This window comes from Campylobacter canis (assembly GCF_045504005.1).
Lineage (GTDB): Bacteria > Campylobacterota > Campylobacteria > Campylobacterales > Campylobacteraceae > Campylobacter_A > Campylobacter_A canis.
Window position 1 is genome coordinate 23,017 of sequence record NZ_JBJJXH010000003.1, and the last position, 26,854, is coordinate 49,870.

Annotated in this window: 22 protein-coding genes; 15 read left to right on the forward strand and 7 right to left on the reverse strand. The window is 40.0% G+C overall.

Translation table 11 applies throughout. The features are described from left to right. Positions 1-14 precede the first annotated feature (14 nt). The 10 genes from ACHJH3_RS03625 (at position 15) to ACHJH3_RS03670 (ending at position 12,693) form a co-directional block, all read left to right on the forward strand. Positions 15-2,363, forward strand: coding sequence for an NADH-quinone oxidoreductase subunit G (locus tag ACHJH3_RS03625; RefSeq protein ID WP_407063807.1), 2,349 nt, complete (start codon positions 15-17; stop codon positions 2,361-2,363). Then, positions 2,360-3,349 (forward strand): NADH-quinone oxidoreductase subunit NuoH, encoded by a 990-nt coding sequence (gene nuoH / locus ACHJH3_RS03630; RefSeq protein WP_407063616.1) that lies wholly within the window; start codon positions 2,360-2,362, stop codon positions 3,347-3,349. The genes ACHJH3_RS03625 and nuoH overlap by 4 nt, the downstream gene beginning before the upstream one ends. Further along, positions 3,346-4,083: an NADH-quinone oxidoreductase subunit NuoI gene (gene nuoI, locus ACHJH3_RS03635; protein WP_407063617.1), complete on the forward strand. Its 738-nt coding sequence runs from the start codon at positions 3,346-3,348 to the stop codon at positions 4,081-4,083. Before nuoH ends, nuoI begins: the two co-directional genes overlap by 4 nt. Then, complete coding sequence (locus tag ACHJH3_RS03640; RefSeq protein ID WP_407063618.1) at positions 4,076-4,609, forward strand: NADH-quinone oxidoreductase subunit J; 534 nt, start codon at positions 4,076-4,078, stop codon at positions 4,607-4,609. Before nuoI ends, ACHJH3_RS03640 begins: the two co-directional genes overlap by 8 nt. Continuing rightward, positions 4,596-4,901 carry an NADH-quinone oxidoreductase subunit NuoK gene (gene nuoK, locus ACHJH3_RS03645; RefSeq protein ID WP_169941973.1) on the forward strand — a complete coding sequence of 102 codons (306 nt, stop codon included), beginning with the start codon at positions 4,596-4,598 and terminating at the stop codon, positions 4,899-4,901. Before ACHJH3_RS03640 ends, nuoK begins: the two co-directional genes overlap by 14 nt. Positions 4,902-4,909: 8 nt before the next feature. After that, entirely contained in the window at positions 4,910-6,754 is a 1,845-nt protein-coding gene (nuoL, locus tag ACHJH3_RS03650) for an NADH-quinone oxidoreductase subunit L (protein ID WP_407063808.1), read from the forward strand. Continuing rightward, positions 6,747-8,264, forward strand: a complete 1,518-nt coding sequence (locus tag ACHJH3_RS03655) for an NADH-quinone oxidoreductase subunit M (RefSeq protein WP_407063619.1) — start codon at positions 6,747-6,749, stop codon at positions 8,262-8,264. Before nuoL ends, ACHJH3_RS03655 begins: the two co-directional genes overlap by 8 nt. Beyond that, on the forward strand, positions 8,257-9,747 hold the full coding sequence (gene nuoN, locus ACHJH3_RS03660) for an NADH-quinone oxidoreductase subunit NuoN (protein WP_407063620.1): 1,491 nt from the start codon (positions 8,257-8,259) through the stop codon (positions 9,745-9,747). The genes ACHJH3_RS03655 and nuoN overlap by 8 nt, the downstream gene beginning before the upstream one ends. 24 nt (positions 9,748-9,771) lie before the next feature. Beyond that, positions 9,772-12,150 (forward strand): tetratricopeptide repeat protein, encoded by a 2,379-nt coding sequence (locus ACHJH3_RS03665; RefSeq protein ID WP_407063621.1) that lies wholly within the window; start codon positions 9,772-9,774, stop codon positions 12,148-12,150. Between the two features lie 129 nt (positions 12,151-12,279). Beyond that, positions 12,280-12,693, forward strand: a complete 414-nt coding sequence (locus ACHJH3_RS03670) for a hypothetical protein (RefSeq protein WP_407063622.1) — start codon at positions 12,280-12,282, stop codon at positions 12,691-12,693. A gap of 90 nt (positions 12,694-12,783) precedes the next feature. Here ACHJH3_RS03670 and ACHJH3_RS03675 read toward each other — a convergent pair whose 3' ends face one another. Genes ACHJH3_RS03675 through alaS form a run of 4 tightly spaced genes read right to left on the reverse strand, consistent with a single transcriptional unit; the run spans position 12,784 to position 18,346 of the window. Beyond that, a complete protein-coding gene (locus ACHJH3_RS03675; RefSeq protein WP_407063623.1) occupies positions 12,784-14,715 on the reverse strand; it encodes a transglycosylase domain-containing protein in 1,932 nt (643 codons plus the stop codon). Next, complete coding sequence (maf, locus tag ACHJH3_RS03680) at positions 14,712-15,257, reverse strand: septum formation inhibitor Maf (protein WP_407063624.1); 546 nt, start codon at positions 15,255-15,257, stop codon at positions 14,712-14,714. The genes ACHJH3_RS03675 and maf overlap by 4 nt, the downstream gene beginning before the upstream one ends. Further along, positions 15,257-15,751 (reverse strand): 3-isopropylmalate dehydratase, encoded by a 495-nt coding sequence (locus ACHJH3_RS03685; RefSeq protein ID WP_169941987.1) that lies wholly within the window; start codon positions 15,749-15,751, stop codon positions 15,257-15,259. Before ACHJH3_RS03685 ends, maf begins: the two co-directional genes overlap by 1 nt. 51 nt (positions 15,752-15,802) lie before the next feature. Then, positions 15,803-18,346 carry an alanine--tRNA ligase gene (alaS, locus tag ACHJH3_RS03690; protein ID WP_407063625.1) on the reverse strand — a complete coding sequence of 848 codons (2,544 nt, stop codon included), beginning with the start codon at positions 18,344-18,346 and terminating at the stop codon, positions 15,803-15,805. Between the two features lie 200 nt (positions 18,347-18,546). Between alaS and ACHJH3_RS03695 the strand changes: the two genes are divergently transcribed. The 5 genes from ACHJH3_RS03695 (at position 18,547) to ACHJH3_RS03715 (ending at position 24,190) form a co-directional block, all read left to right on the forward strand. Then, the gene (locus ACHJH3_RS03695; protein ID WP_407063626.1) at positions 18,547-19,410 is read left to right on the forward strand and encodes a Gfo/Idh/MocA family oxidoreductase; all 864 of its coding nucleotides are present in this window, start codon (positions 18,547-18,549) and stop codon (positions 19,408-19,410) included. Beyond that, positions 19,407-20,339: a ferrochelatase gene (gene hemH, locus ACHJH3_RS03700; protein ID WP_407063627.1), complete on the forward strand. Its 933-nt coding sequence runs from the start codon at positions 19,407-19,409 to the stop codon at positions 20,337-20,339. Before ACHJH3_RS03695 ends, hemH begins: the two co-directional genes overlap by 4 nt. Positions 20,340-20,648: 309 nt before the next feature. Next, positions 20,649-22,907, forward strand: coding sequence for a molybdopterin oxidoreductase family protein (locus tag ACHJH3_RS03705; protein WP_407063628.1), 2,259 nt, complete (start codon positions 20,649-20,651; stop codon positions 22,905-22,907). A 100-nt stretch (positions 22,908-23,007) separates the two neighbouring features. After that, entirely contained in the window at positions 23,008-23,475 is a 468-nt protein-coding gene (locus ACHJH3_RS03710) for a hypothetical protein (RefSeq protein ID WP_407063629.1), read from the forward strand. Positions 23,476-23,605: 130 nt separating this feature from the next. Further along, a complete protein-coding gene (locus tag ACHJH3_RS03715) occupies positions 23,606-24,190 on the forward strand; it encodes a hypothetical protein (RefSeq protein WP_407063631.1) in 585 nt (194 codons plus the stop codon). Between the two features lie 76 nt (positions 24,191-24,266). Here the strand turns inward: ACHJH3_RS03715 and ACHJH3_RS03720 are convergent, their stop codons facing one another. Genes ACHJH3_RS03720 through flgC form a run of 3 tightly spaced genes read right to left on the reverse strand, consistent with a single transcriptional unit; the run spans position 24,267 to position 26,854 of the window. Next, on the reverse strand, positions 24,267-26,051 hold the full coding sequence (locus tag ACHJH3_RS03720; protein WP_407063632.1) for a peptidoglycan D,D-transpeptidase FtsI family protein: 1,785 nt from the start codon (positions 26,049-26,051) through the stop codon (positions 24,267-24,269). 6 nt (positions 26,052-26,057) lie between these two features. After that, the gene (gene fliE, locus ACHJH3_RS03725) at positions 26,058-26,354 is read right to left on the reverse strand and encodes a flagellar hook-basal body complex protein FliE (protein WP_407063633.1); all 297 of its coding nucleotides are present in this window, start codon (positions 26,352-26,354) and stop codon (positions 26,058-26,060) included. A gap of 5 nt (positions 26,355-26,359) precedes the next feature. Continuing rightward, a complete protein-coding gene (gene flgC, locus ACHJH3_RS03730; RefSeq protein ID WP_169942005.1) occupies positions 26,360-26,854 on the reverse strand; it encodes a flagellar basal body rod protein FlgC in 495 nt (164 codons plus the stop codon).

The window sequence follows — 26,854 nt, forward strand, 5'->3', positions numbered from 1 at the left end:
ATATGAGCGAGCAAATAAGCGTTTTTATCGACGGTATCCACTGCAAGGCGGATGAAAGTGAGAGCATACTAAATATCGCAAGGCGCAACGGTATCTATATCCCTGCGATTTGCTATCTTAGCGGCTGTTCGCCTACGCTTGCCTGCAGACTTTGCATGGTCGAAGCCGAAGGGAAGCGAGTATACAGCTGTAACGCCAAGGCAAAAGACGGCATGGCCGTAGTTACAAATTCGCCAGAGATAATATCCGAGCGAAACGCCATTATGCAAACTTACTGCATAAATCACCCTTTGGAATGCGGAGTATGCGATAAAAGCGGCGAGTGTGAATTGCAAAATTTAACCGCTCTTATGCAGGTTACCGCTCAAAACTACGCGATAAAAGACACTCATAAACCACACGTAAAATGGGGCAAGATAAGTTATGACCCCGCTCTTTGTATAGTTTGCGAGCGATGCATAACGGTTTGTAAGGACAAAATAGGCGAGGGCGCTTTAAAAACCACTGCGCGCGGAGGCGATCAGGTCGCAAAAGAGATGAAAGATCTCATGCCAAAAGACGCTTTTGCCGTATGGAGTAAATTTCAAAAGAGCCTTATAGCGCCAAGCGGCGGCGAGGAGCTTGACTGCTCTTTTTGCGGGGAGTGTACGAGCGTATGTCCCGTAGGAGCGCTTGTGGGAAGTGAATTTAAATACAGCTCAAACGTATGGGAGCTAGAAAAAATCCCTGCCGCAAATCCGCATTCAAGCGACTGCGAGCTGATTTATTATGATGTAAAAACCACGGGCATAAGCGAGCGAAAAAGGAAAATTTATAGAGTCAGCAACGATTTTCACTTCGCTACACTAAATCCCGCCGCAAGATACGGATATGACTTTGCCAATGAAAACGCCTTAAAAGATGAGGCGAATTTTAAAAATATAGCCCAGAAATTTCGCCTAGGAGAGGTTAAAAATATCATATTTAACAGCTTCATAACAAATGAAGAGGTTCTTATTTTAGAGCTTTTAAGGGAGAAATTTGGCTTAAATTTAGTAAATAACGAGGCAAAAAAATATCAGGAATTTTTAAACGAGTATGCTAAATTTAGCGGCGAGAGCCTATATAACGGCGACGCGGCAAGCCTAAGCAAAACGGACTTCATTATAACCGCGGGAAGCTTCTTAAGATATGACGCTCCAAACGCTAGTTATGCCTTAAACAACGCGCTTAAGATAAACAAATCATCGGCGATCTATTTTCATACGGTTGCTGATGAGGTTGTGAAATCCTACTCCAAAAATTTGCTTTTCATAGAGCATAAGGCGGGCGTTGAGGCTAAAATTTTGCTATGGATATTGCATGAATTTGGCGAGAATTTAGATGAAGATACAAAGGAATTTCTGGATAGAAATTTGATAGATATTGAAGTGGCTGAAGGCGAAGAGACTAAGATCAAAAAGCAGCTAAAATTTGCCGACGAGCTTGGGCTTGATGAAGCTAAAATAGCCGAACTTAGAGCTAAAAAAGAGAGCTTTGCTCTCGTTATCGGAGAGGATTTTATCTATCATAAAGAGGCGCTAAATTTGGCTTCGCTTTTAGGAATGATCGCTAAATTCAGCAAATTTAAGATTGTTATATTGCCGCCTCGCACAAACTCGCTTGGAGTTGCTAAAATTTGCACTTTGAGTGAGCGCGAAAGCGGCTTTAGCTTCGGCTACAACGAAAAAGCCGACTTTAGTATGAGCGTATATGGAGGCGATCTTTGCGCGCCTGCACTAACGCAGCAAGAGGGCACATTTGTAAGTTACGACAAGCGCGTAGTGCCTACAAATGCGGCTTTGCCATATCTTGGCTATACGCTAAACGATCTTGCAAACGAGCTTGGGCTTAAATCTCGCTACACCATAGACTACACTCCAAAGCTTGCCAGAGTTAGTGAATTTAGCGAAGTGAAATTTGATGATTTGCAAAACTATTACGATAATGCGGGAAATTCCCACCGCGGATATCTTTTAAATGCCGTAGATATAGAGGTGCAGGCTAAATTTGAGTTTGATAAGCTGAAATTTGATGAGCAGGAATTTAGCGTTTATAAAGCAAATCCTATTCATCAGTTTTCAAAATTTACAAACAGAGCTTCGCAGTTAAACGAAGTAGGAGCTCTTTATGCTTCGCAGGCTTTTTTGGATAAATTTGAGCTTTGCGAAAATGAGGCGGTAAAGATAAAGTTGGGCGATAAAATTTTAGCCCTTCACGTTAAGCTTGATAAAAATTTAAGCTCATGCGTGGCGTATCTTGGCGAATTTGACGAAAAGATAGATATAGACGCATTTTTTGAGAGCAGATATGCAAATTTAGAGATTTTAAAGGGTGATAGATGAGCGGATTTTATATCGTAGAAACCATCGTAAAAGCTCTTATCATCATCACGGTTTTTGCTACTCTTGCGGGACTTGGAACCTATGCGGAGCGAAAGGTGCTAGCTTATATGCAAAGGCGCGTTGGACCTAGTATGGTAGGACCTGCCGGCATACTTCAACTTGTCGCCGACATGATCAAGCTCTTTACCAAAGAGGATATCGTGCCGCAATTTGCCAATAAAAAAGTATTTTTAATAGCGCCTTTAATCTCGGCAATAGGAGCTTTTGCAGCGCTTGCTACGGTGCCCTTTTTGCCCGAATTTGAGCTATTTGGGCATACGGTTAGGCCAATACTGGCCGATGTGGGAGTCGGTGTGCTTTATGTGCTTGGAGTAAGTGCCGTTTGCGTATTTTCCCCGCTTCTTGCAGGGCTTGCAAGCCATAACAAATACGCTCTTATCGCGGCTGCTCGTGCAGGTATGCAGCTGGTTAGCTTTGAGGTCGTTACGGGACTTTCGCTTTTAAGCGTCATTATGATGGTAGGCTCACTTTCGCTAATAGACATAAACAACTACCAAGACGCGGGACTTGGCGGTTGGCTTATCTTTAGGCAGCCGCTTGCGTTTGGACTTTTTTTGATTGCGGCATTTGTGGAGACCAATCGAACGCCGTTTTGTCTAACGGAAAATGAAACCGAGCTTGTAGCAGGATATGGCACGGAGTATTCGGGCATGCGCTGGGGTATGTTTTTTATCGGCGAATATACTAATATGATAACCGCGTCGTTTCTTGTTAGTCTTATATTTTTAGGCGGATTTAATCCCGTCTGGTTCGTGCCAGGTGCTATTATGATCATTTTAAAAACGGCATTTATATTTTTCTTTTTTATTTGGACGAGAGCGGCTTGGCCTCACGTAAGAGCCGATCAACTAATGGGGCTGTGCTGGAAGGTTTTGATGCCTTTGGCTGTGGCTAATATCTTGATAACGGGGCTGGTGCTGGTATGAGCGAATATGTTTTGATAGATACTCCGACTCCGCCGAGCGGTAAATTTGAGAAATTTAAAAGATTTGTCTCTCGCGCGATAAAATTTGAGCTATTTGCGGGGCTTTGGGTCGTTTTGCGCGAGATGATATGGGGTAAGTCTCATACCGTTTTATATCCGCTTGAAAAGATCGAGCTAAGCCCAAGATATCGCTCGGTGCATAGACTCATGAGGTTTATCGAGAGCGAAAATGAGCGTTGCATAGGGTGCGGGCTGTGCGAGAAAATTTGCGTAAGTAACTGTATCGCCATGCAGACTAAAGAGGGCGAAGATGGGCGCAAGAAGGTACTTGAATACTCCATAAACTACGGCAGGTGCGTTTATTGTGGGCTTTGTGCGGAAGTTTGTCCCGAGCTTGCTATTGTGCATGGAAGCGAATATGAAAACGCAAGCGAACAAAGAGCGTATTTTGGGCTTAAAGAAGATCTTTTAACTCCAATTAGCGAGCTTAAAAGCCAAGTCGAATTTAGCGGATTTGGTTCGCTTGGCGAAGATGCGGATAGGTTTGTGAAAAAAACGCCTACTGCATATAAAAATTTAGATGAAATTTTACGTGAAGAGGTTTATGAGGAAATTTCAAGAGAGGAAGCTTTGAAAGAAAAAGAGCCCAAAGAGCTAAATTCGGATGAAAATTTAAATGCCGAGCAAGCGGTTAAAGAAAGCGTAAAAGATACAAAGGACGGAAGCGATGCTTGAGGCTGTTGCGTTTTATATCTTTGCAGCATTTACTATTGCTTGTTTTGCTATAAGCGTGTTTAGCAAAAATATCCTTTACGCGATGACTTCGCTTGCAGGAGGCATGATATTTGTTTCGGGATTTTTCTTTTTGCTTGATGCGGAGTTTTTAGGAGTGGTGCAGATCATCGTATATACGGGTGCCGTTATGGTGCTATATGCATTTTCGATGATGTTTTTTGACCTTAGTAAAGATGTAAACGAGAGCAGAAGCAAGGCCGCTTCAAGGCTCATATATACGCTTGGCATACTTAGCGCGCTTATACTTGTGCTTATATTTGCAGCTCCGATAGCTTCTGCGAATTTAGAGGCTAGATATCCCATCGTTGAAACCATGGGCAATATAGAGATGATTGGAATTTTGCTTTTTACCAAGTATCTTGTCGTCTTTGAGCTGGCTGCTGTTATGTTGCTTGTCGCTATGGTAGGAGCTATCGCGCTTGTGCATAAGGATATGGATAAAGGAGTGAGCGATGATAACGCTTAGCCACTATCTCATCGTCGCTGCGCTGATGTTTGCGCTCGGGCTTGTGGGCATAATAAAACGAGGAAATCTTATAATGCTCTTTTTTTCAACCGAAATTTTACTAAATTCGGCAAACGTAGCGCTTGCCGCGATATCGAAATTTAACGGTGACATGATAGGGCAAATTTTTGCGTTTTTTATTATCGCCGTTGCCGCAAGCGAAGTAGCTATAGGTCTTGGCTTGCTTGTGCTTTGGTATAAAAAGACGGGTTCGATCGAAATTTCAAGCTTAAAAAGCATGAGGAGCGAGTGATGAGTATCATGACTCTTTTTGCCGTGGCTTTATTTGCTCCGCTTTTTGCAAGCATTTTGGCAGGTGCGTTTTCACATACTGCAAGGTCAGCCTTTGTGGGCATAGCTTGCTCGTTTTTGATAGTTGCAAGCGCACTTGCATCCATAGCTTTGCTTACTTTAGTAAGCGTTGCGGGTGCGATAGAAGTTTATATTATGGATTTTATTATAGCGGGCGGGTTTGAGAGCGATTTTAGCTTTATGCTTGATGACGTAAGCGTTATTATGATGTGCGTAGTGGGCGTAGTAGCGAGTGTCGTGCATATCTACTCGATCAGCTATATGGCTAATGATACCGGATTTAACAGATACTTTAGTTATCTTGGACTCTTTGTCTTTTCTATGCTCGTTTTGGTTTCAAGCGATAATTTTATAGGGCTGTTTATCGGCTGGGAAGGCGTAGGACTTTGCTCGTGGTTGCTTATCGGGTTTTGGTATAAAAAGCCTCGTGCAAGCTGGGCTGCAAACGAAGCCTTTATCATGAACCGAATCGCGGATCTTGGCATGCTTGTGGCGATATTTTTGATATACCGCGAATTTGCAAGCGTGAGATATGTAGATGTGTTTAGGATGGTGCCAAATTCAGACGATGCCTTGCTTGCTTTGATCGCTTCGTTTTTATTTATAGGTGCGATGGGTAAGAGTGCGCAGTTTCCGTTTCACACTTGGCTTGCCGACGCTATGGAAGGACCTACGCCCGTTTCGGCGCTTATACATGCAGCTACTATGGTAACGGCAGGAGTTTATCTGGTAATTAGAGCAAATTCCATCTTTGCCGCCGTGTCTGAAATTTCAAACTTCATAGCGTATCTTGGAGTATTTGTGGCGGTTTTTGCAGCCTCTATGGCGGTTGTGAATAACGACTTGAAAAAGATAATCGCCTACTCGACGCTATCTCAGCTTGGATATATGTTCGTAGCCGCAGGGCTTGGAGCGTATTGGGTGGCGCTTTTTCACCTTGCTACGCATGCGTTTTTTAAATCGCTTCTGTTTTTGTGCGCGGGCAACGTAATGCACGCTATGAACGATGAGCTTGATATAAAAAAGATGGGCGGGCTTTATAAATTTATGAAAATAACCGCGGTATTTATGATAATAGGCTCGGTGGCACTTGCAGGATTTTATCCGTTTGCCGGCTTTTTCTCAAAGGATAAAATTTTAGAAGCGGCTTTTAGCAGCGATAAATTTATTATCTATGCTTTGCTTTTAGCCGGTGCTGCTATGACGGCATTTTACAGTTTTAGACTGATTATGCTTGTATTTTTTGGCAAAGCTAAATTTGAGCATGAACCACATGAAGCAAGTAGACCCGCTCTCATATCGCTTATGCCGCTTGTGATTTTGGCTTTGTTTGCAGGGTTTTTTGAGCATAAATTCGAGCTTCTAACGGAAAATATCTTGCCTAAATTCGAATTTGATATACCAAGCGGCACGAGCCTAATCATGATATTTGCCACGCTTGCGCTTGTTTTGATCTCTACGATTTTTGCGGTATTTGCTTACAAAAAAGAGATTTTTAAAAGTAGTTTAGAGGAGCTTAAAATTTACAAGCTGCTAAAAAACGAGTATTTTATCCCGCAAATTTATAGGAGAGTTTTTATAAACGGATACTTTAATTTGGCTAAAATTTGTAAGAAATTAGACGAAGCGGTTATAGATAAGAGTGTCGATTTGGTTGCGGTTGTGATATATAAATTTGCAAATTTTTCAAACAGCATGCAAAGCGGAAATCTATCTCTTATGTTGCGCCTTATGGTTATAGGCTTTGTTATACTGCTTACTTTGGCGTTTTTTATTAAGGTTATTTATGCTTAGTTTGGTTATATTTTTCCCTGCGCTTGCTGCGATGCTTGGGTTTTTGATAGAGGAAAAAAGTATCAAAGTCTATGGGGTTTGCATAGCGTTTATAGAGCTTTTGCTTACTCTTTTCATATGGCTTGGCTTTGATTCGGCTAATAGCGGATACAGCTTCGTAAATCAAATTTCGCTTATTGAATTTCTAAACATAAACTACCTTGTGGGCATCGACGGAATTTCTTTGTTTTTGGTTGTTTTAAGTGCGTTTATGACTCTTGTATCTTTAATCGCTCTTACTATAAAAGAAAATTTAAAGCATCTTATCATCTCTATTTTGTTTTTAGAGATGACTATGATGGGTGTATTTTTAGCGCTTGATGCGATTTTGTTTTATATATTTTGGGAGCTTAGTCTGCTTCCTATGCTTTATATCATCGGCGCATGGGGAAGCGGCAGGCGAATTTACGCTGCGGTTAAGTTTTTTATATATACGTTTTTTGGCTCTGTTTTTATGCTTGTTGCGATCTTGGTGATGGCTTATTATCACTACGATATGAACGGAGTTTGGAGCTTTTCGCTTCTTGATTGGCAGAGTTTAAATTTGCCCGAAAATACTCAAATTTGGCTCTTTTTAGCATTTTTTATAGCGTTTGCGATAAAAACTCCGATGTTTCCGTTTCACACATGGCTTCCATACGCTCACGGACAAGCCCCTACCATAGGTTCTACGCTGCTTGCCGCGGTGCTTCTTAAGATGGGAACTTACGGCATGGTGAGATTTTTACTGCCGTTATTTACCGATGCAAGCGTGATGATGTTTGATATAGTAGCGATATTGGCTGTTACAATGGTGATTTATACCGCGTTTATAGCTTACGCTCAAGATGATATGAAGCAAGTAATCGCCTATAGTTCGATATCTCATATGGGTATTGTGGTGCTTGGGGTATTTTCTATGAACGTAGAAGGCGTTAGCGGGGCGGTGTTTTTAATGATAAGCCACGGCGTAACTAGCGGCGCTCTGTTTTTACTTGTAGGCGTGATATATGAGCGAAGACATACCAAGATGATAGCCGAATTTGGTGGGCTTGCTGGGGTAATGCCTCGTTTTGCTCTTGCTTTTGGCGTAGTGATGTTTGGTAGCATAGGGCTTCCTCTTACGATAGGATTTGTGGGAGAATTTTTAAGTCTGCTTGGAATTTTTAAGGCGAATTTCGTTTATGGAATTTTAGGCACGGTCGGCGTGATAGTGGGCGCTGTTTATATGCTTCATCTTTTTGCTAGGGTATTTTACGGAGAATGCAAAGAAGAAAATTTAAAGCTTTGTGATCTAAATTTAAACGAATTAGTCGCTCTTGTGCCACTTTGCTTGCTTGTTATTTATCTTGGCGTTAGACCCAATGCGGTTTTAGCGCCTATTGATCTAAGCGTGAAAACCATGGTTGAGAAGATGCATGTAAATGCAAAAACCAAAAAAGCAAAGGAATTTATAGAGCATTCAAACAAGCTAGGAGGGAGCGATGAGTAATCTTACTCTTTTAAATTTACAAGAGCTAAATTTAGCCTCCATAGCGCCTATGCTTTCGCTTATAGTTTTTGGGCTGTTTATACTATGCATCGGCACTTTTAAAAAGGATCTTTCGCGCACTTTTTATACTGTTTTTTGCCTTATCGCCATAATGCTAAATATCGGCATAGTTATTGATTCAAACCGCATGATGAGCGGATTTTTCGGTCTTATGGTGATAGATGGCATATCTATCATCTCTCAGCTTGTCATACTTACGGCTTCTGCGCTGTTTATACCGCTTGCACTTAGTACGAAGCGGTTTTTTGAATACGAGATGAGCGAGTACTACGCGCTATTTTTGTTTATGATAGCCGGATTTGAATTTATGGTTAGTAGCAACAACCTTATCTTGATATTTATCGGGCTTGAGACCTCATCTCTAGCGCTTTATACGCTTATCGCGCTTCATAATAAACTAAAATCCATAGAAGCTGCGATTAAATATTTTACTATGGGTGCTTTGGGTGCCGGATTTTTCGTGTTTGGTGCGGCGATGTTTTATCTTGCAAGCGGAAGTCTGGAGATAAATTTCACCGGAGAGGTTATCAGGGATTTAAATTTGCAAGATAGCATGGTGGTTATATTAGGGTGCGTTTTTATGTTTAGCGCGATTGGATTTAAACTATCTTTGATACCTTTTCATACATGGGTGCCAGATGTCTATGAGGGCACAAACGCCCCTCTTGCAGGATACATGTCGGTAGTGCCAAAGGTTGCGGGATTTATCGTAGCGATGAGGCTTTTTGAAAGTCTTGCAAATTCCGGTATCCAGTGGGTGCACGATATGCTTTATATAAGTGCGGTTTTAACGATGACTATAGCAAATTCGATGGCTCTTGTGCAGCGCGACGTCAAGCGAATGCTTGCTCTTAGCTCCATAGCTCACGCGGGCTTTGTGCTTTGCGCGATAGTTGTCGGCACAAGCGGTGCTAATACTGCGCTGTTTTTGTATTGGATTATGTTTTTGTTTGCGAATTTGGGCGCATTTTCGATGCTTTGGGTTGCACGCTGCGATGATACGGTGTGTTGGGACAGGAGATTTAAGCACCCTTACGAGAAATTTGCAGGACTTATAAAGACTTTGCCAAGCTATGCCGTGATAATGGCTATTTTTATGGTTGCCCTTGCAGGGATTCCTCCTTTTAGCGTCTTTTGGGGCAAAATTTATCTCATCTTTGCAGCCGTTGCAACCGACCACATCGTCTTAGCCGTGATTATGGTTTTAAACAGCGCTTTGGCGATTTATTATTATCTAAAGCTTGTTGTTTATATGTTTTTAAAAGAGCCTGTGGTTAAAGATAAAAACCTCTACATCGCAAATACTTCAAACGCTCTTAAAGTTATCGTCGGCTTTGCGGTCATCACAACTTTAACGGCGATGCTTATGATAAATCCACTGCTTGAGTTTATCGCCAAATTTGTAGTTGCAAGTGGTTTTTAAAATTAAACATCATATAATATCAATATGAAAAAATTAGCCATTTTACCTATTTTTCTTCTTGCTCCGCTTCTTGCGTTTGGCTTTTCTTTGACCTTAAATTCAGGCAAAGAGGCAAATAGAACTTATAGCGTCCTTCATCTAAAAGACGAGAAGGAATTTAGCTGCAAGGAGCAAATTTTAGCTTACGATAAAAAGCTTTATGTATGCGAAATTTCTAGTAGCTCAATCCCTAAAATAGATGACAAGATACTCTCTTTGGTCAAGATAAATTTCACTCAAGATGAAAATACGACCAAGATAACCATAACTCCGCACGCGAATTCAAAGCTGATAAGCTATAAAAGCCCGCTTTTTGGAAGTAGCGACGTAAAAGAAAGCAAAGATGAATTCGCTCTTCATCATACGATACTCATAGATCCTGCTTTAAGCGAATTTGATAAGCCAAAACGAGACGGCATAAATTTCGCTCCCAGCTTTAATGATATGAAACTTCCAAGCGTGGGAGCTCTTGATCTGAACAAAGCCCCGATAGAAAACCTGGACAGCCACGATATAAATTTATATCTTGAAATCAAAAAAGACTATGACGCTAGGCGCTACGAAGCGGTTTTAGTTTCAACTCAAACGGCTTTAAAAAGATATGCAAACAGTATATTTGCAAGCGAGTTTATGCTTTATCGCTTGCGAGCTCTTGATAAAATTTTAGAAAAAGAAGAGAGTTATAATGAAATTTTGCCTATGGATATCGCAAACGAAGGCAAAGCATGGATGAGACGATTTGCTTCTGATGAAAATTACTCCGAAGTGCTTTATCTCGTTACCAAATCATACATCAGACAAGATATGATGAGCGATGCTAACTACACTCTTGATATACTGATGAACGAGCATTCAAACTCGCTTTGGACGAAGATGGCGATACTTGAATTTGCAGATAAAATTTACAAAACGGGCAAAGCCGCCGACGCTATAAAAATGTATGAAAAGGTTCTTTACTCAACTAGTAGCGTAGATGTGGCAAGCAGAGCCGCTTTAGCCCTAGCGCAAACCAGTATAAATGCAGCGAAATTTGAGCAAGCTAAAGATTATATACTAAAAATTCTAAACGCAAATGAGAGCTATCTGCTAAACGATATACCTCAAGCTATGGAGCTTGCTGCCGTGTTTCACGAGCGTAAAATGGACGATGTGGCTTCAAGAATTTATGAGATCATAACCCAAAACTCTAATAGAAACGATGATCACTATGAAATAGTGCTTAAAAATTTAGCCCTTAGCTTAAGTAGTACAAAAGATGTAAATAAAGCCTACGACTACTTAAAACGCTATAAAGATGAGTTTAAGGAGGGCGAATTTATCTCGCAAGTTCAAATGGGTCTTGATAGACTGTTTTTTGAACTTAACGAAAATAATGCAACCAAACTTCACGAATACTACGATACTCTTATGGATAAATATGGTAAAAACGAAATAGCCCAAAGAGCTCTTAAAGAGCAGACCGGCTTATATCTAAAAGAGGGAAAATTCAGCGATGTGCTTCGCTATACAAACACGGCTCGCGATATGAACGATACGGAGGCGATCATTAGCGTAAATAATGCGGCTTTGGCGCTTGCTAATGAGATGATTCGCCAAGACAACTGCAAAACGGTGGTTTCGCTAGTGGAAAACTATGAGATAAGCGGCAGTATAGATGCGAAATTTAAGCTGTTTAATTGCTATATGAGGCTTTTAAGGTTTGAAAGCGCTTATGAGCTAGCACGTGCTAATATAAATTCGCAAGATATGCTTGATCGTATCGAGTGGCTCATAAATTTAAGCTCCGCACTTATCAAAGTAGAAAAGTATGCCGAGGCTTTGCGCGTGGCTGATGAGGCGCTTGCTATCGCAACTAAAGAAGAGTATGCGGACGTTTCGCCTGTGCTTTTTTATCGCTTTGAAGCTTTACTTAAACTTAACCGAATAAGCGACGCGGTAGCTACCATAAGCGCGATAGAGACGCTTAGAGAAGATGATTTTAAGGTTATTGAAACTTATGACAAAATTTCAAGCGTAACTTATGCAAGTAGCGATTTTGTAAAATCCGCCGTCTATGCCAAAAAAGCCATTGATCTACAAAAAAGGCTAAATATCACTACCTTTAGCCCGAAAATAAATTTTGAATACATTGATTCTTTAAATAGGCTTGATAGGCTTGATGAAGCGGTGCAAGCGTCAAAAGAGCTTGTAGGCTCGCGACTTTTGCCAAGCGATAGAGCCAGAGCGCTTGCTCAAATTTCAGAGATTTATATAAAGCGTAAGCAACCAAGCGAGGCGAAGCCTTATATAAAAGAGTGCTTGGAGCTAAATTTTGAAAGTTCGTGGAAGAGTATCTGCGAGCAGCAATTAAGGCTAGTAGAGTAGGGCGCAAGGAAGCCGTGCTTGAATTTGGACGAGAAATTTATCCTGATACCGGGATATCTAAAGCTAAAATTTAATGCACTAAGAAAAATTAGAGCTTACGTTTTAGCTCCTTTTTACGCGTAGATTTGCGTGCTTGCCTTGTTTATCTTGCTTATGCCTTTTGAATTTGCTTTAAAGTCTATCGCAAGCTCGCTTCAAACTCCTGAGCATAGTGTTTATTGGGCTTCATGTATCGGTGTTTTTATTTTTTCTCTTGCTTTTTTCTTGCGTAGAGTAAGGAGAGATAAGAGCCTAAAATTTAGCCTTTTGTTTGTAAATAACCCTAGGCTTAGCCTTAGAATTTTTAAACTTGAAATGGCTGTGTTGTTTTTTATGTTTATTGGGAATTTACTGATTTTGTTTATTATGTTGTTTTTTATTGATTACTTGGATGTTGGGATTGTGGAAAATTTTCTTGCATTTTCATATCCTATCTGTTTTTTGGTTTTTATAGCTTGCGTTTGGGCGAATAAAATTGAATTTGAACCAAAAAGCGAAGTTTAGCAAGAGCTGAAATATACCGCTCATATTTCTTGTTGTTGTCTAAATTTTGGCTGTTTTGATGTTAATCAAATGTATTAAGCAAGAGGATGATTAAAATATCATCCCTTCGTTATCTTGCTTGATTAGATTATCCTGAGCGTCTTGCTTTGGAAGCGGTGAAATTTTCGTATAAAGTTCGTCTTTGCCTTCATATATCGTGTGAAAAACACCTTCGGGCTCGGTAAAATTTTTCTTTGAATTTGGAAATTCCTTCATATAACTTTGCACAAATTTTTTAAATACAGGTGCAGCTGTTCGTCCGCCACCCTCGATTTTTCTCATCGGAGTGTTGTTATCGTTGCCGTACCATACGATCACTTGAATTTCAGGAGTATAACCGCAAAACCATGCGTCTATGTTGTTGTTTGTGGTTCCCGTTTTGCCCGCAACCTGTACGCCCGCGATTTTGGCATTTTGTCCGGTGCCGCTGTTTACGACGGTTTTTAGCATATCGTTCATCAGGTATGCCTGCTCAGGTTCGGTCACTCTTGTGCGTTTTGGCTCGAAGATAGTTTCTATGTTTTGCGCGCTCATAACTCTTCGAATGAGCGTTGGCTCAACCATCTCGCCCTGATTTGAAAATATAGAGTAGAATTTAGAAAACTCAAGCGGAGAGATCCCAAGGCTTCCAAGCGCTACAGACAGATCTTTTGGCACGTTTTTAAAGCCAAGCTCGCTTAAACGCTTATAAACCGTGTCAAGTCCGATTTCGCTAAGTAAATTTATGGTAGCTAAGTTTCTTGACTGACGAAGCGCGTCTTTAAGTGTGATATAGCCTTGAAAGCCGCCGCTATAGTTCTTAGGCTTCCACGCCTCTTGATTTTTACCCGTATCAAACACACGCGAGATATCAGCAGCCTTGCTCATCGGCGAGTAGCCCAGATCAAGCGCTATCTGGTAGATAAATGGCTTAAAGCTGGAGCCCGGTTGCCTCATACTCTGCGTAGCGCGGTTGTAGTTGCTTTTGGAGTAGTCAACTCCTCCGACAAGTGCCAAGATACCCCCATCTTTGGGTGATGTTACTACGATAGCTCCGTTTAGCACCGAAGCGTTTGCGTCCTTATCTCGCTTTAAAATTTCATTATGCCCGAATTTAAGCGCCTCTATCGCCATATCCTGAATCTTTAGATCAACGCTTGTTTCGATGATATATCCGCCCGTTTTTATGTCGTTAAAGTGTTTTGAAGCCTCTTTTATAACCTCATCTACGATATAAGGAGCTTTGTTTTGCGTAAGGGTATCATCATATACTACAGGCGTTTCCATGAGAGACTTTTCATACTCTTCTTTATTTATCCAGCCAAGTATATTCAGCCTCCAAAGAACGTTGTTTGCGCGACTTAGCGACAAGTCAAGATGTCTGGTAGGATCGTATGTGCTTGGAGCTTTTGGAAGACCCACGAGTATGGCTATCTCTTTTAGGCTAAGTTCGTTTAGCTCCTTTCTAAAATACCCCCTTGCGGCTGTTTTTATACCGTGATAACCATGTCCAAAATATACGTGATTTAGGTATCGCTCTAAAATTTCTTCCTTGCTAAGCTCGTTTTCAAGCTTCATAGCAAGAACCATCTCTTTTATTTTTCTTGTAAATTTCTTCTCGCGGGTTAAGACCATATTTTTTACGAGCTGCTGAGTGATGGTGCTAGCACCTTCTACAAGCTTTCTGGCTTTGATGTCTTTTATGATCGCTCTTGTGATGGCTTCGGGATTTACTCCGCCATGCTCAAAAAAGCTCGTATCTTCGATCGCCACAAGAGCTTCTATGAGGCGCGGAGGTATCTCGTCGTATCTTGCGTAAATTCTATTTTCTTCATCAAAGATATTAGCGATTAGCTCGCCGTTTCTATCGTAAATTTGAGTCGTTAGTTTTGGCTTAAATTCGATGATGTTTGTCGCATCAAATCGAATTTGCGAGTAAAGATAGATAATTGCCGCGGACGCGGAAACAAATACGATAAAAAGAAACGAAACTATATATCTCATAAAAATGCCTTTAATTGTTCGTAGTTTAACCCTCTGGCTGTGCTTTCGTTGCCTGTTTGTTTTAGGATGTATTTTTTGTTAAAGCCCTCTATCATCATGGCTCCGGCTTTGCCTTGCCACTCGTTGCTTTTGATGTAGGCCTCAAGCTCTTTTTCGTCAAATTTGCCAAACTCATAGGCCGCCACGCTTACGTTTATAAGCTCGAAATTTTCGCCTAAAAATATCATTGCGGTTATTATCTTAGTTACGCTTTCGCTTTGTAAATTTAGCATTCTGATAGCATCTTTGGCATCTTTTGCCTTGCCTAAAATTTCATTCCCACACACGACAGCGCTATCTGCAAGAAGTATATTTTTTAAATTTGGATAGGCTTTTAAAAACTGCTCTTTTTTGCTTTGAACAATTTTTAGGACATAGCTTGCAGGAGGCAGTTTTTTACTTATGCCGCTTTCGTCAAATTCAAAGGAAACTTGCTTGAAAGTTACTCTGTTTTCTTCTAAAATTTTAGCTCTAGTAACTGAACTTGAAGCTAAAATTATCATTAAAACCCCCTATATGCGACACCAAGATAGGTCGCAAATAAAGCCGCAACAACGTTAAGCGGTATGAAATAATAAATTATTACGATTAAATTTTCGTGAAGCTCTATATACTCGCTGTCATCGATTGATTTGATAGCTTTTTTTAGCCTATATGTTACGTAAAGGACGTTTATGAGCAAGAAGGCAAATATCGTCCATTTTGTCGCTATTATCGTGTTTGACATAGGATCTGCGATCTTTGAATAGTCGCTATCCTTGATAAGAATGCCCGTTACCGCCATCACCGATAAAGCCGCATAAACCGCGTATCCAAGGCGCTTAAGAGCCTCTATAACCATCAGGTATCTTTTGTGGTTGTTTGCTATGCCTTGCATGAAAAATTTACACATAAACCAAAAGCAAGCCTGAAATCCTATAAATACTATAGTCGCGCTTATGTGCAAAAACGGAATTATATGGCTTAACTTTGCAAATGCGATGTTAAATTCGGGCATTTTTATCCTTTTAAAAATAATACGGCAAAGGACGCAAGCTATCTTTGCTCATTATGCTAGTTTTTCTTTTGCGAATTTCACCGCTGCCTCTTTTGCTTCGTTCATTTTGCCGATGTCTTTTCCGCCTGCGGTAGCAAAGTCATCTCTTCCTCCGCCGTTGCCGCCTAAAATTTGAGCTATAAATTTAACCCATTCTCCGGCTTTTAAATTTGCGTTTTTGACTCCTGCGACGATTATCGCTTTGCCTTCTTTTTCCTGCATAAACAGCACTGCAACGCGTTCGTTCGCATTTTTTATCTCATCGATTGCGGTTTTGATATCTCCGCCCTGAAGGATCTCGACTCCAAATTTTACGCCGTTTAGCTCGCTTAAATTTATGGCTTTTGACCCGCCTGCGTTTTTAAGCTCGTCTTTTAGCGCCTTTATCTCGTTTTTTAGTTTTTTAACCGCATTTATAGGCTCGACGCTTTTTAGCTCGGATTTTAGCTCGTCAAGTTCGGCTCTAAACTCTCTTGCTAAATTTAGCGCAGCTTTAGAGCAAACCGCCTCTATTCTTCTTACGCCCGCACTTACTCCGCTTTCTTTAACGATAAAAAAGGCTCCGATCTCGCTTATATCTTTTACGTGCGTTCCTCCGCAAAGCTCTTTACTTACATCGCCAAAGCTTAGCACGCGCACTTTTTCGCCGTATTTCTCGCCAAATAGAGCTATAGCTCCGCTATTTTTGGCTTCATCTAAGTCCATGATCTCTATTTTGGCTTGTGCTCCTTTTGCTATCGCGTTATTTACGAAGTTTTCTATCTTCTCAAGCTCTTTGCTGGTTAGCGCTTTAGGATGCGAGAAGTCAAACCTAAGCTTATTTGCCTCTACGCTTGAGCCGGCTTGTGCTATATGACTGCCTAAAATTTTAATCAAAGCCGAGTGCAAAAGGTGAGTTGCGCTGTGGTGGCGCGCTATCTCGCTTCTTTCGTTAGAAACTTTCGCCTCAACTTCATCTCCTGCTTTTAACTCTTTGGTAACTGAAATTTGAGATAAATTTAGCCCAAAGAATTTTTGCGTATCAAGCACTTTGGCTCTGTTTAAAATTTCGCCCGCATCTCCGCATTGACCGCCGCTTTGAGCATAAAACGGCGTTACATCAAGCATGATCCAGCCAACTTCGCCCGCTTTTAAGCTTGAAACGCGTTTGAAATCATCATCAAGCAGAGCTAAAATTTTGCTCTTTTGCTCTAAGGTTTCATACCCGCTAAATCTATTTTCGCCAAATTCCTCTAAAAGCTCTTTAAAATCGCCTTTTGCGCTCTTATCTCCGCTTCCTTTCCATGCGGCTTTTGCACGAGTTTTTTGCTCGTTCATAAGCTCATCAAACCTTGCCTCATCAACTTTTAATCCCTTGTCTCTAAGCATGTCTGCAGTTAGATCAAGCGGGAAGCCGAAAGTATCATAAAGCTTAAATGCCGCATCTCCGCTAAAAATTTCTTTTGTTTTTGCCAGTTCATCGTTAAATAGCTCAAGACCCGAAGCGATAGTGGTTAAAAATCTCTCCTCTTCAAGGCGAATTTGCTCTTTAACCGCATCTTTTTTCTCGTTTAGATAAGTGTAGTGAGAGCCCATCAGCTCGCATACTTGATCAACCAGCCTATACATAAACGGCTCTTTAATACCAAGTAGGTATCCGTGGCGAATCGCGCGACGTAAAATTCTTCTTAGGACGTATCCGCGCCCTTCTTTGTCAAAGCCTACGCCTTGAGCAAGCAGGAATGTAACCGAGCGTATATGATCGCTAATCACACGGTAACTAGCACCGCTTTCGTATTTGTAAGGTTTGCCGCAAATTTTAGCCACTTCATTTATAATCGGCATGAAAAGTGAGCTATCGTAGTTGCTAAATTTGCCTTCCATTATCGCAGTTACGCGCTCTAAACCCATACCGGTATCAATTGACGGTTTTGGAAGCGGAGTTAGCTTGCCGTCCGCGCTTCTTTCGTATTGCATAAAGACAAGGTTCCAAATTTCAAGAAACCTATCGCCATCTCCACCCATATAGTCCTCGTCTGAGTTAAAGTGCTCCGCTCCTTGATCGTAAAAAATCTCCGAACAAGGGCCGCAAGGACCCGTATCGCCCATCTGCCAGAAGTTATCTTTGTCGCCAAATTTGTAAATTCTATCTTTTGATATGTGCTCTTGCCACATAGCATAAGCCTCGTTGTCGCTTTCATGAACCGTGACATAGAGGCGATCTTTAGGCAGCTTTAGCACATCTGTAACAAATTCCCAAGCGTAAGCGATCGCGTCTTTTTTAAAGTATTCGCCAAAACTGAAATTTCCAAGCATTTCAAAAAACGTGTGGTGGCGCGCAGTATAGCCCACATTATCAAGATCGTTATGCTTACCGCCCGCTCTTATGCAGGTTTGGCAACTAGTGCGGATAGGCGGAGTAGGGCGTGGAACTTCGCCTGTGAATATGCTTTTAAAAGGCACCATTCCCGCGTTTGTAAAAAGTAACGTCGCATCGTTTGGCACAAGTGGCGATGAAGGTATGATCTCGTGACCTTTGCTTGCAAAATAATCCAAATAAGCCTGTCTGATATCCATAATTTTTCCTATCAAATTTTATAAAATAGTGCTGATTTTACCATATTTTTCATTAAATTTTTAAAGGCTTGGTTTTAAAGTTAGAGGTAAGAGGGTTTGAAATTTGTTACATTGTAAAATATATTTTACGAAATTTAAAGTGGATTAAACATATAATTACCAAAATAAAATATAATGTCTATCAAAAAACGGATGAGATTATGAAAAAACGCCTTGCGATCATAGGCTTTGAAGATACCGGCAAAATGCACTATAACGAGCTTAGAAGATCTGATGATTTTGAACTAGTGGGAATTTATAGTAATAAATGCGGCGATAATCATGCCAGAGTTGAAATTTACGATGATATAAACGAGCTTTTTGAGATAACAAATCCCGAAGCGCTTATAATAACTGACGGAATAGAGTATTTTGATCTGTTTTCAAAGTGCGTAAAAGCATCTAAATTTATCTTTATAAACGCACCTTTGGCTAAAAGCAGTAGCGCTATTCAGGAGATGAAATACTGCTCGAATTTAAGCGGAGCCGTAAGTGCTATGTGCCTTTGCGATAGATTTAACCCTGTGATAGCCTCTTTAAAAAAATCTCTTGAAAAAGAGGAGAAAATTTACTCTATAAATATTACTTGCGGTATTTGCAAGGATGAAAATTTGTCTATGCAAATGCTTTATAATATCGATTTGGCAAGGTATTTAACAAGCAGTGAAGTGGGGGGATTTTTTAAATTCGAATCCAAAAACGACAACAAAAAAGAGGCTCTTAGTATGCTTTATGAGCTAAAGATGAAAAATCAAGCTTTGGTTAGTATTCACGGCTCAAAAGAGTATCCTATCAACCGTTTTATAGTGGAAGTAGCGGCAAAGAGCGGAATTTATTTTGGCGATTTGCTTGGACTCAAACTTAATAAATATACTGCCGAAGGACAGCAAAATTTGAAAGTAAATTGTGATATATCGCCTGCAAGAATGGCTCAGATAGAATTTGGTAAGCTTTGCGAATTGGGAAAATTCGAAAATTTGGCAAGCTTTGACGAGGTGCTTAAGGTTTATGGAGTGTGCGCATGAAAAGGCTTTTGTTGCTTTTAAATATGGGCGGACCAAATAATCTTAGCGAGGTTGAGGTATTTTTAAAAAATATGTTTAACGACCCCTGTATATTAGGGATTAAAAATAAATTTTTGCGTAAATTTATAGCCTTTATGATAACTCGCTCTAGGCTTAAAGAGGCTACGCATAACTACGAACAAATCGGAGGCAAGTCGCCTATTTGCGAGATAACCCAAAAGCTATGCGGTAAAATTTCAAGCTTAAGCGATGAATTTGATGCGGTTGATTTTGCTATGAACTACACGCCGCCTTTTGCAAAAGAGGTGCTTAAAAAGTATGAAAATTTTGATGAGATTATAGTTTTGCCTTTATATCCTCATCACTCTATAACAACCGTGGTTTCAAGCTTAAATGACTTTAACAAAGCGTTTGAGGAGCTAAATTTAAAGGCTAAAGTGAAAATCATAGAGCCGTTTTATAAAGATGAGCTTTATAATCAGGTCATAGTAAATTCTATAAAAAATATGGTAAGGGATTTAAAAACAGAGGAGATAACGCTTATATTTTCGGCTCACTCTTTGCCTCAAAAGATTATAGATAATGGCGATGTTTATGAAAAGCATACTTTAGAGCATGTTGAAATTCTTTCTGCTTTAATCAATAAAGAGATGAAATTTAAAGAAATTCGCGTTGCTTATCAGTCGCGTTTAGGACCGGTAAAATGGCTTGAGCCGGCACTTGGCGATGAACTGGCAAAACTTGAAAATAAAAAAGCGCTAATCTATCCTATATCCTTTTGTATAGATAATTCAGAGAGCGTTTTTGAGCTGGCAAAAGAGTATAAAGATGTAGCCAATGAGCTTAAATTTGAGTATTATGATGTTGTTACTTGCCCTAACGACAGCGAAGAATTTGCTAAATTTTTAATTCAAATAGCCTTAAAATAAATTTATTATCATTAAAATCTTAACTGTATAAATTAAAAAATATATTTTATTATATGGTTAAGATTTAATATCTTACATTCTCATATCGTCTATTTTTATCAATAATTCTAAAATTTAAATACTTAATATAAAATTTTTAAATCCCTAAATATAGGCAATTAATACTAATTAAATTCAAATAATATTAAATAAATATTAAATTTATAAATTGATTTTTTTTCTTAATAAATTTATTTAAATTTAAGCAGATATATGCAAATATAGCATATCTAATATATGCCGTATTTGCATATATAAAAAGGGGAAAACATGACAAAAGAAGGAAAAGTAATCTGTCCGTATTGCGGAACAGGCTGTCAGATCAAGTTGCATGTTGAAAACAATGTTATCAAATATGCAACCGGAGTTGAAGAAAATCCTGTAAATCAAGGCAATCTTTGCTTAAAAGGATTTTATGGGTGGGATTATGTAGGAGCTCCTGATAGACTCACTACCCCGCTTATAAGAAAAAAAGATGGCGTCTTTAGCAAAGATGGAGACTTGGAGGAAGCGAGTTGGGATGAGGCGCTTGATCTGGTCGTTTCAAAAATAAAAGAAGTAAAGGAAAAATACGGTCCTGATGCGATCGTGGGAAATTTCTCTGCAAGATGTACGCTTGAGGATAACTATGTCGCTCAAAAGATCATGCGTGCAGTAATAGGAACAAATAACGTAGATCACTGCGCTAGAATTTGACACGCTCCGACTGTGGCAGGTCTTGCCAAGACAATCGGTAACGGAGCCGCGACAAATAGCTTCATAGAGATAGGTCCTTACAGCAACTGCATTATGATGATCGGATCAAATCCTGAAAACGGACACCCGATAGCTGCCATGCATATTCAAAGAGCCTTAAACAGAGGTGCGAAACTAATCGTAATCGATCCGATTAAGACGGAATTTGCCAGCCGTGCGGACGTGCATTTGCAACTTGCACCAGAGCATAATATTGCTGTTATAAATGCGCTTTTATATGTCATTTTTGAAGAGGATTTAGTAAATTGGGATTTTGTAAATGAGTGCACGACCGGCGTAGAGTACGTGCGCGAAGCTGTTAGGGATTATTCACCTGAAGCGGTTGCGAAATATACAAATTTAAACCCCGAAGATATCAGAAAAGCCGCCAGAATGTATGCTACTATAAGACCTGCGGTTATTACTCATGGCATGGGTGTTACTCACTTTAACCACGGCGTAGGCGGAGTTTGTGATATATCAAATTTATTTTTACTGACCGGCAATATCGGCGAGCTTGGAAGTGGCGATCTTCCTATACGTGGTCAAGTAAACGTCCAAGGTTGTTGCGATATGGGTGTTCTTCCAAACGTATTGCCAAATTTGGGTTCAGTGACCGATCCTGAGCAGCTTGCTTGGTTTGAGAAGGTTTGGAATTTGGAGCCGGGATTTTTAAGCAACAAGATAGGCATTCATAAGACCGAAGTTCCTGACGCGATACTTGATGGAAGGGTGCATTTCTTCTGGACAATGGGTGAAAATCCCGTAATGACCGATCCAAACACAAACCACTTCTTAAAAGCGATATCAAAAGTGGATATGTATCTTGTGCAAGATATATTCTTAACTGAAACTTCACGTAAGGCGGACGTTGTTTTGCCGGGTGTCGCAAGTAGTGAAAAGGAAGGTCTCTTTGCCAACGCAGAGCGCCGTGTGCAGCATAATGAAGCTGTCATCACGCCTCCCGGAGACGCTAGACAAGACTGGTGGATCATCTGTGAGATAGCTAGAAGGCTTGGTGCCAAAGAGGGATTTAACTTCAAATCTCCTGAAGAAATTTGGGAAGAGGAACGCAAGTGCGATCCTTATAGATACGGCGGAATGAGTTATTATCGTATTAAGAAGTATTACGGGCTTCATTGGCCATGTCCTACGGAGGATGATATGGGCGGACAAAGCTTGTATCTGGACAGGAAATTTTTTACACCTGATGGCAAAGGCAAATTTGTGCCGTGTCTGCATGTAAAAAGTGTCGCCGATATAGAGCCTGCTAAAGCGGAATTTGCAAAACGAATGAATATGCCGGCTGATTATCCGATAATGGCAGGAAGTGTCGATGAGCCTGCGGATGAGGAGTATCCTATCCAGCTACTTACTACTCGCAAAGTTTATCAGTATGCAGGCGGAGCGATGACTCGTCGCTCAAAGGCGATAGAAGAAGGCGGTGACAGTGTAGGGCCTATAGCAGAGATGAGCCCTGCGCTAGCGGAGCGATACGGCATAAAACACGGTGATTTTATAAAGGCTTGGAGCAGATACGGCTACATCGTAGTTAAGGCTGATGTGACCGATATCGTGCCCGATGGAATCATACAAATGACTTATCACTACTGGGAGAGTTGCTGTAATGAGATAACAAGTAGCGGATGGGACTTTATAAGTAAAACTCCTACATTTAAAGCGGCAATTCAGATTAAAAAGATAGACGAGGATGAATTTTTACGCGTTAGGGAGTTAAAACGCGAGAAATTTCAAACAAACAAAGTGATATACGACGACTATCATCATGCTTAAAAGCGTCTTTGGTGTCGCTGATTGATTTGGCGGCACTAAATTTTAAACGGAATAAAATTTGCTTTTTATCTTTAATGATTATTTGCCGTAAGGAGAAAATTTGAAGATATCAAGCGAAAATTCCACACTTAAATTTTTAGAGGATTTAAACAACCTTTACAAGACTCAAAAAATCATTCAAAACGACAAAAGCGAATTTCAAAAAGAGCTAGAAAGCATAAATTTAAAGGCTAAAAGCTCGCTAAAGAGCATGGATGTAGATAGCTTTAGACAAAATTTAACTAAGATGGGGTCAATTAAATTTATAAGCTATCTAAACGAGCTAAAGATAGAAGAGAAGGTCGAGGCAAAGCGAGCAGAACTCATCAAAACTCTTGGGCTTGATGAAGAGAGCACTAAAAGCAAAAGCGCAAATGAGATCAAAGAGCTTCTTGGCGTGCTTGAAGATATGCTTGAAAAATTTAGAAAAGATTTACTTGCTAGAGCTCAGGATAACTCGCTTCTTGAAAAGCAACAAAAGCTTGCTAGACACGCATCGCCTTTGAATTTGGCTTTGAATATAATTTAAATTATGCTAATATTTCAGCCTTAAATTTTTATTTATAATATATTTGAGCTTGCTTTTAGCTTTAAATCTGCATTTAGACAAGCCCTGTTGTTATTTATATGGACTAAGAAATTTATAAAAGAAGTTTTGGTTGAATTTAAAAGAATTTATAAAAAATAGCGATCTTAAGCCCTACGGAGTGCTTGAAACTTTCTGGGCGGTGCTTTTAGCGCTGATCGTCTCTTCGGTTATTACTTTTATCGTTTTGGTTGTATCTATACTTTTTATAGCCATAGTTTATAACATAATGATGGAGCTTGATCTGCTTACAAGCGGAATCACCGTCTTATACGATATGGCGGTTGATTTTATGAAAAACTATATAATCATAGCCGTTACTTTTATATTTTTTTGCTCAAGAGCTTTGAAATCATATATGAAAGATCACGCGGGCTTCATATCCTACGGAGTTTCATTTACTATAGCCGTCATTTGTGCCGTGATATCTATCTCGTTTAACGCTCTTGTGTTGCTTCACTCTTTTAGTCTTGACGGACTTAGTTGGTTTGTTTATTATTTTAGCTCGATTGTCGTGATATGCGTAACGGCTTATAATCTAAGAGATATAGTAAGCGGAAATTTTATAAAAGATAGGCTTTTGATAGCAGGGCTTTTGATGGTTTTTATGGCTTGCTCGTCTATACTTCTCATGAATAGTTTGGATATCAAAATTTAAAGTTCATTTTTAGCTTTTTATTTTTCCATCAAAGCCAATAAAGTATTTTGTTTTAGAATTTTTATTAGACTGAGATTTATTTAGCGTTTTTATCTTGGGTTAAATTCTCATCGCTTGGTTTTAAAAATCCCTCTTCAATCATCAGATCAACCGTCTTTTTAAATACAGGTAGAGCACTTTGAGCTCCAAAGTGATAGTATGGTTTCTTCGGCTCTCTTGCTAAAACCCCGATAGTATAGCTGTTGCCTTCACTGTCATTTACAAATCCAAAAAACGAACCGTTATATTTGTTTGAATAACCGCCTGCAGATGCGATGTGAGCCGTGCCTGTCTTACCGCCTATTTCAAGTCCGGAAGTTTTTGTTTTTTTGCCCGTTCCGCTCTCAACGGCTTTGATGAGTATTCGCTTCATGCGTTTTGCTACATCTTGAGTGAGTACCTGCGTAGGCTCAGGATTGTTTACTACATAAAATTTACCGTTTTTGTAAAGAGAGCTCACAACTTTTGGCGTTACCATAACTCCTTTGTTGTTAAAGACGTTATATGCTTTTAAAAGCTGTATAAAAGTCGCCTGAAGCCCGTATCCGTAGCTGATAGTTGCCTTATAAATTTGCGAGTTTAGCTTTGCTACGGGAGGCATATTGCCCACTTGTTCGTACGGCATATCGATACCCGTTTTTTGCGTGAAGCCGAAATTCAAAAGCCCCGAGTAAATTTGAGAGCCTTCAAGACGCTGGGCTATTTGTATCATGCCTATATTTGATGAGTGCGCAAGCACGTCTTCTGCGGTCATAAAGGGCTGCGGATGGGTATCTCTTATTATACGTTTGCCAAGCTGATATTTGCCGTTATAGGTGTTTATGCGCTCGAAGGGATTTAGCTTATCTTCGGCAAGCAAAAGTGCAAAAATAAACGGCTTAAATACCGAGCCCACCTCGTAAGCATATTCGGTTGCCGATGAATTTAAGGATTTATAATCTTGCTTTTTTATATTTGAAGGATTGTATCTTGAAGTAGTTGCAAGCGCCAACAGTTCGCCGGTTTTAGACTCCATAACGCCTACGATTATCTCTTTTGCGTTTAGAAATTCTTTTCTTTCGTCTATGATTTGCTCTAGCGCGCTTTGAAATTTAAGAGAAACGGTTAAGATGGTATCATACCCGTCTACGCGGTTAGCTAAATTTGAATCGCTTGTTAAGATGATGTTGTTTCCGATATCTTTGGGTCCTAAAATTTTAGCATCTTGAATGGCCGAAATGTAGTATTCGTATGACTTCTCAACTCCTTTTACGCCGGTAACTTTGGTGATATTTTCCTTTTCTATCTTTTTTACGTAGCCTATAAGCGGAGTTAAGGCATCTTTTGCCATATACTGCCTGCTTTCGCCGCTTTCGACTATACTCATGCCGCGAAGAGAGGCTATGCCGGTATTAGGATCTTCGTAAGGAACAAAAATTTTCTTTCTGTATAGCTTTCTTGCAAGTTCTTGAAGGTAAGCAGCGCCTTTGGAGTCGATCTTATAAGAGAGAGTTACAAGCCCTTTTGTGCTGTTTATGCTTTTTTTAACTTTTTTTGGATCATCTCCGCTGTAAAGTGAATAAAGCTTAATAAAGAGATCTTTTTTGTTTGGATCGATGTTTCTTGTATCAACCATCACTTTATATAGTTTTTGACTGCTTGCAACGCTAAATCCGTCTTTTGTGACTATATTGCCGCGAAGTGCGGTATTTACTTCGCTTGTTTCAAGCTTTGGCAAGCGTCTTTCGATGTTTGCCCTATAAAAGATAACCGCTAAAAATATGGATATCCCTATTAAGATCAGTGAAAATAAAATTAAAATTTTTGATTTTCTAGAGTTCATTTAAGGCTAAATTTGTGTCCTTGATATCTCTTTGTATGCGCTTAGCGCCTTGTTGCGGATTTCAAGCATTAGCTTCATGCTGGTTTCCGCCTTGCCTATAGCGATTGCGGCTTGATGAAGGTCTTTTACTTCGCCTGTTGCTAGATCGGCGATTGCTTTATCGGCATTTACTTGTACTTCGTTTAGCTCTTTAAGCGAATTATCAAGCATGGTTGCAAATTCATTTTGGTTTTTTTGGGTCAAATTTGCATTTTCTTTTTTAAATGGCGAAGCAACAGAGCTGATTTTATCGATATTTGTCATTTTTATTAACCTCTTAATAGTTCTATCGCACTTTGAGCGATCGTCTTTGCGCTTTGAAATGCAGAGACGTTTGCCTGATAGGCTCTTGTAGCCTCGATCAGATCAGCCATTTCGATGACCGGATTTATATTTGGATATGCGACGTATCCTTTGGCATTAGCGTCAGGGTGGCTTGGATCGTATTTTAGTTTAAAATCCTTATCGTCGCGCACCACTTTATCAACTACGACGCTCATTATAGCAGGTTTTGCGTCTTTTTGCCAAAAGCTATCATCAAGCGGGTTTTCATACTCAAGCATGTTCGTTTTTTTTGCGATTTGCTCATTTAGTGTGCTATCGAAATCAACCGCTTTAAATATCACTTCGCGTCGGCGATAAGGTCCGCCTTCGGCCGTTCTTGTAGTGTTTGCATTAGCTATGTTTGAGCTAATTACGTTCATTCTAAATCTCTGTGCGCTTAGTCCGTATCCGCTTATATCAAAATCGCTTAAATAACTCAT

What these genes read in the sequence shown, in the direction of transcription:
- alaS (WP_407063625.1), bottom strand. Translation starts at nt 18,346, where the DNA reads ATGGATATCAGACAGGCTTATTTGGATTATTTTGCAAGCAAAGGTCAC.
- ACHJH3_RS03675 (WP_407063623.1), bottom strand. Translation starts at nt 14,715, where the DNA reads ATGAGATATATAGTTTCGTTTCTTTTTATCGTATTTGTTTCCGCGTCC.
- nuoI (WP_407063617.1), top strand. Translation starts at nt 3,346, where the DNA reads ATGAGCGAATATGTTTTGATAGATACTCCGACTCCGCCGAGCGGTAAA.
- nuoN (WP_407063620.1), top strand. Translation starts at nt 8,257, where the DNA reads ATGAGTAATCTTACTCTTTTAAATTTACAAGAGCTAAATTTAGCCTCC.
- maf (WP_407063624.1), bottom strand. Translation starts at nt 15,257, where the DNA reads ATGATAATTTTAGCTTCAAGTTCAGTTACTAGAGCTAAAATTTTAGAA.
- nuoK (WP_169941973.1), top strand. Translation starts at nt 4,596, where the DNA reads ATGATAACGCTTAGCCACTATCTCATCGTCGCTGCGCTGATGTTTGCG.
- ACHJH3_RS03685 (WP_169941987.1), bottom strand. Translation starts at nt 15,751, where the DNA reads ATGCCCGAATTTAACATCGCATTTGCAAAGTTAAGCCATATAATTCCG.
- flgC (WP_169942005.1), bottom strand. Translation starts at nt 26,854, where the DNA reads ATGAGTTATTTAAGCGATTTTGATATAAGCGGATACGGACTAAGCGCA.
- ACHJH3_RS03655 (WP_407063619.1), top strand. Translation starts at nt 6,747, where the DNA reads ATGCTTAGTTTGGTTATATTTTTCCCTGCGCTTGCTGCGATGCTTGGG.
- ACHJH3_RS03665 (WP_407063621.1), top strand. Translation starts at nt 9,772, where the DNA reads ATGAAAAAATTAGCCATTTTACCTATTTTTCTTCTTGCTCCGCTTCTT.
- fliE (WP_407063633.1), bottom strand. Translation starts at nt 26,354, where the DNA reads ATGACAAATATCGATAAAATCAGCTCTGTTGCTTCGCCATTTAAAAAA.
- ACHJH3_RS03695 (WP_407063626.1), top strand. Translation starts at nt 18,547, where the DNA reads ATGAAAAAACGCCTTGCGATCATAGGCTTTGAAGATACCGGCAAAATG.
- ACHJH3_RS03720 (WP_407063632.1), bottom strand. Translation starts at nt 26,051, where the DNA reads ATGAACTCTAGAAAATCAAAAATTTTAATTTTATTTTCACTGATCTTA.
- nuoL (WP_407063808.1), top strand. Translation starts at nt 4,910, where the DNA reads ATGACTCTTTTTGCCGTGGCTTTATTTGCTCCGCTTTTTGCAAGCATT.
- ACHJH3_RS03640 (WP_407063618.1), top strand. Translation starts at nt 4,076, where the DNA reads ATGCTTGAGGCTGTTGCGTTTTATATCTTTGCAGCATTTACTATTGCT.
- hemH (WP_407063627.1), top strand. Translation starts at nt 19,407, where the DNA reads ATGAAAAGGCTTTTGTTGCTTTTAAATATGGGCGGACCAAATAATCTT.
- nuoH (WP_407063616.1), top strand. Translation starts at nt 2,360, where the DNA reads ATGAGCGGATTTTATATCGTAGAAACCATCGTAAAAGCTCTTATCATC.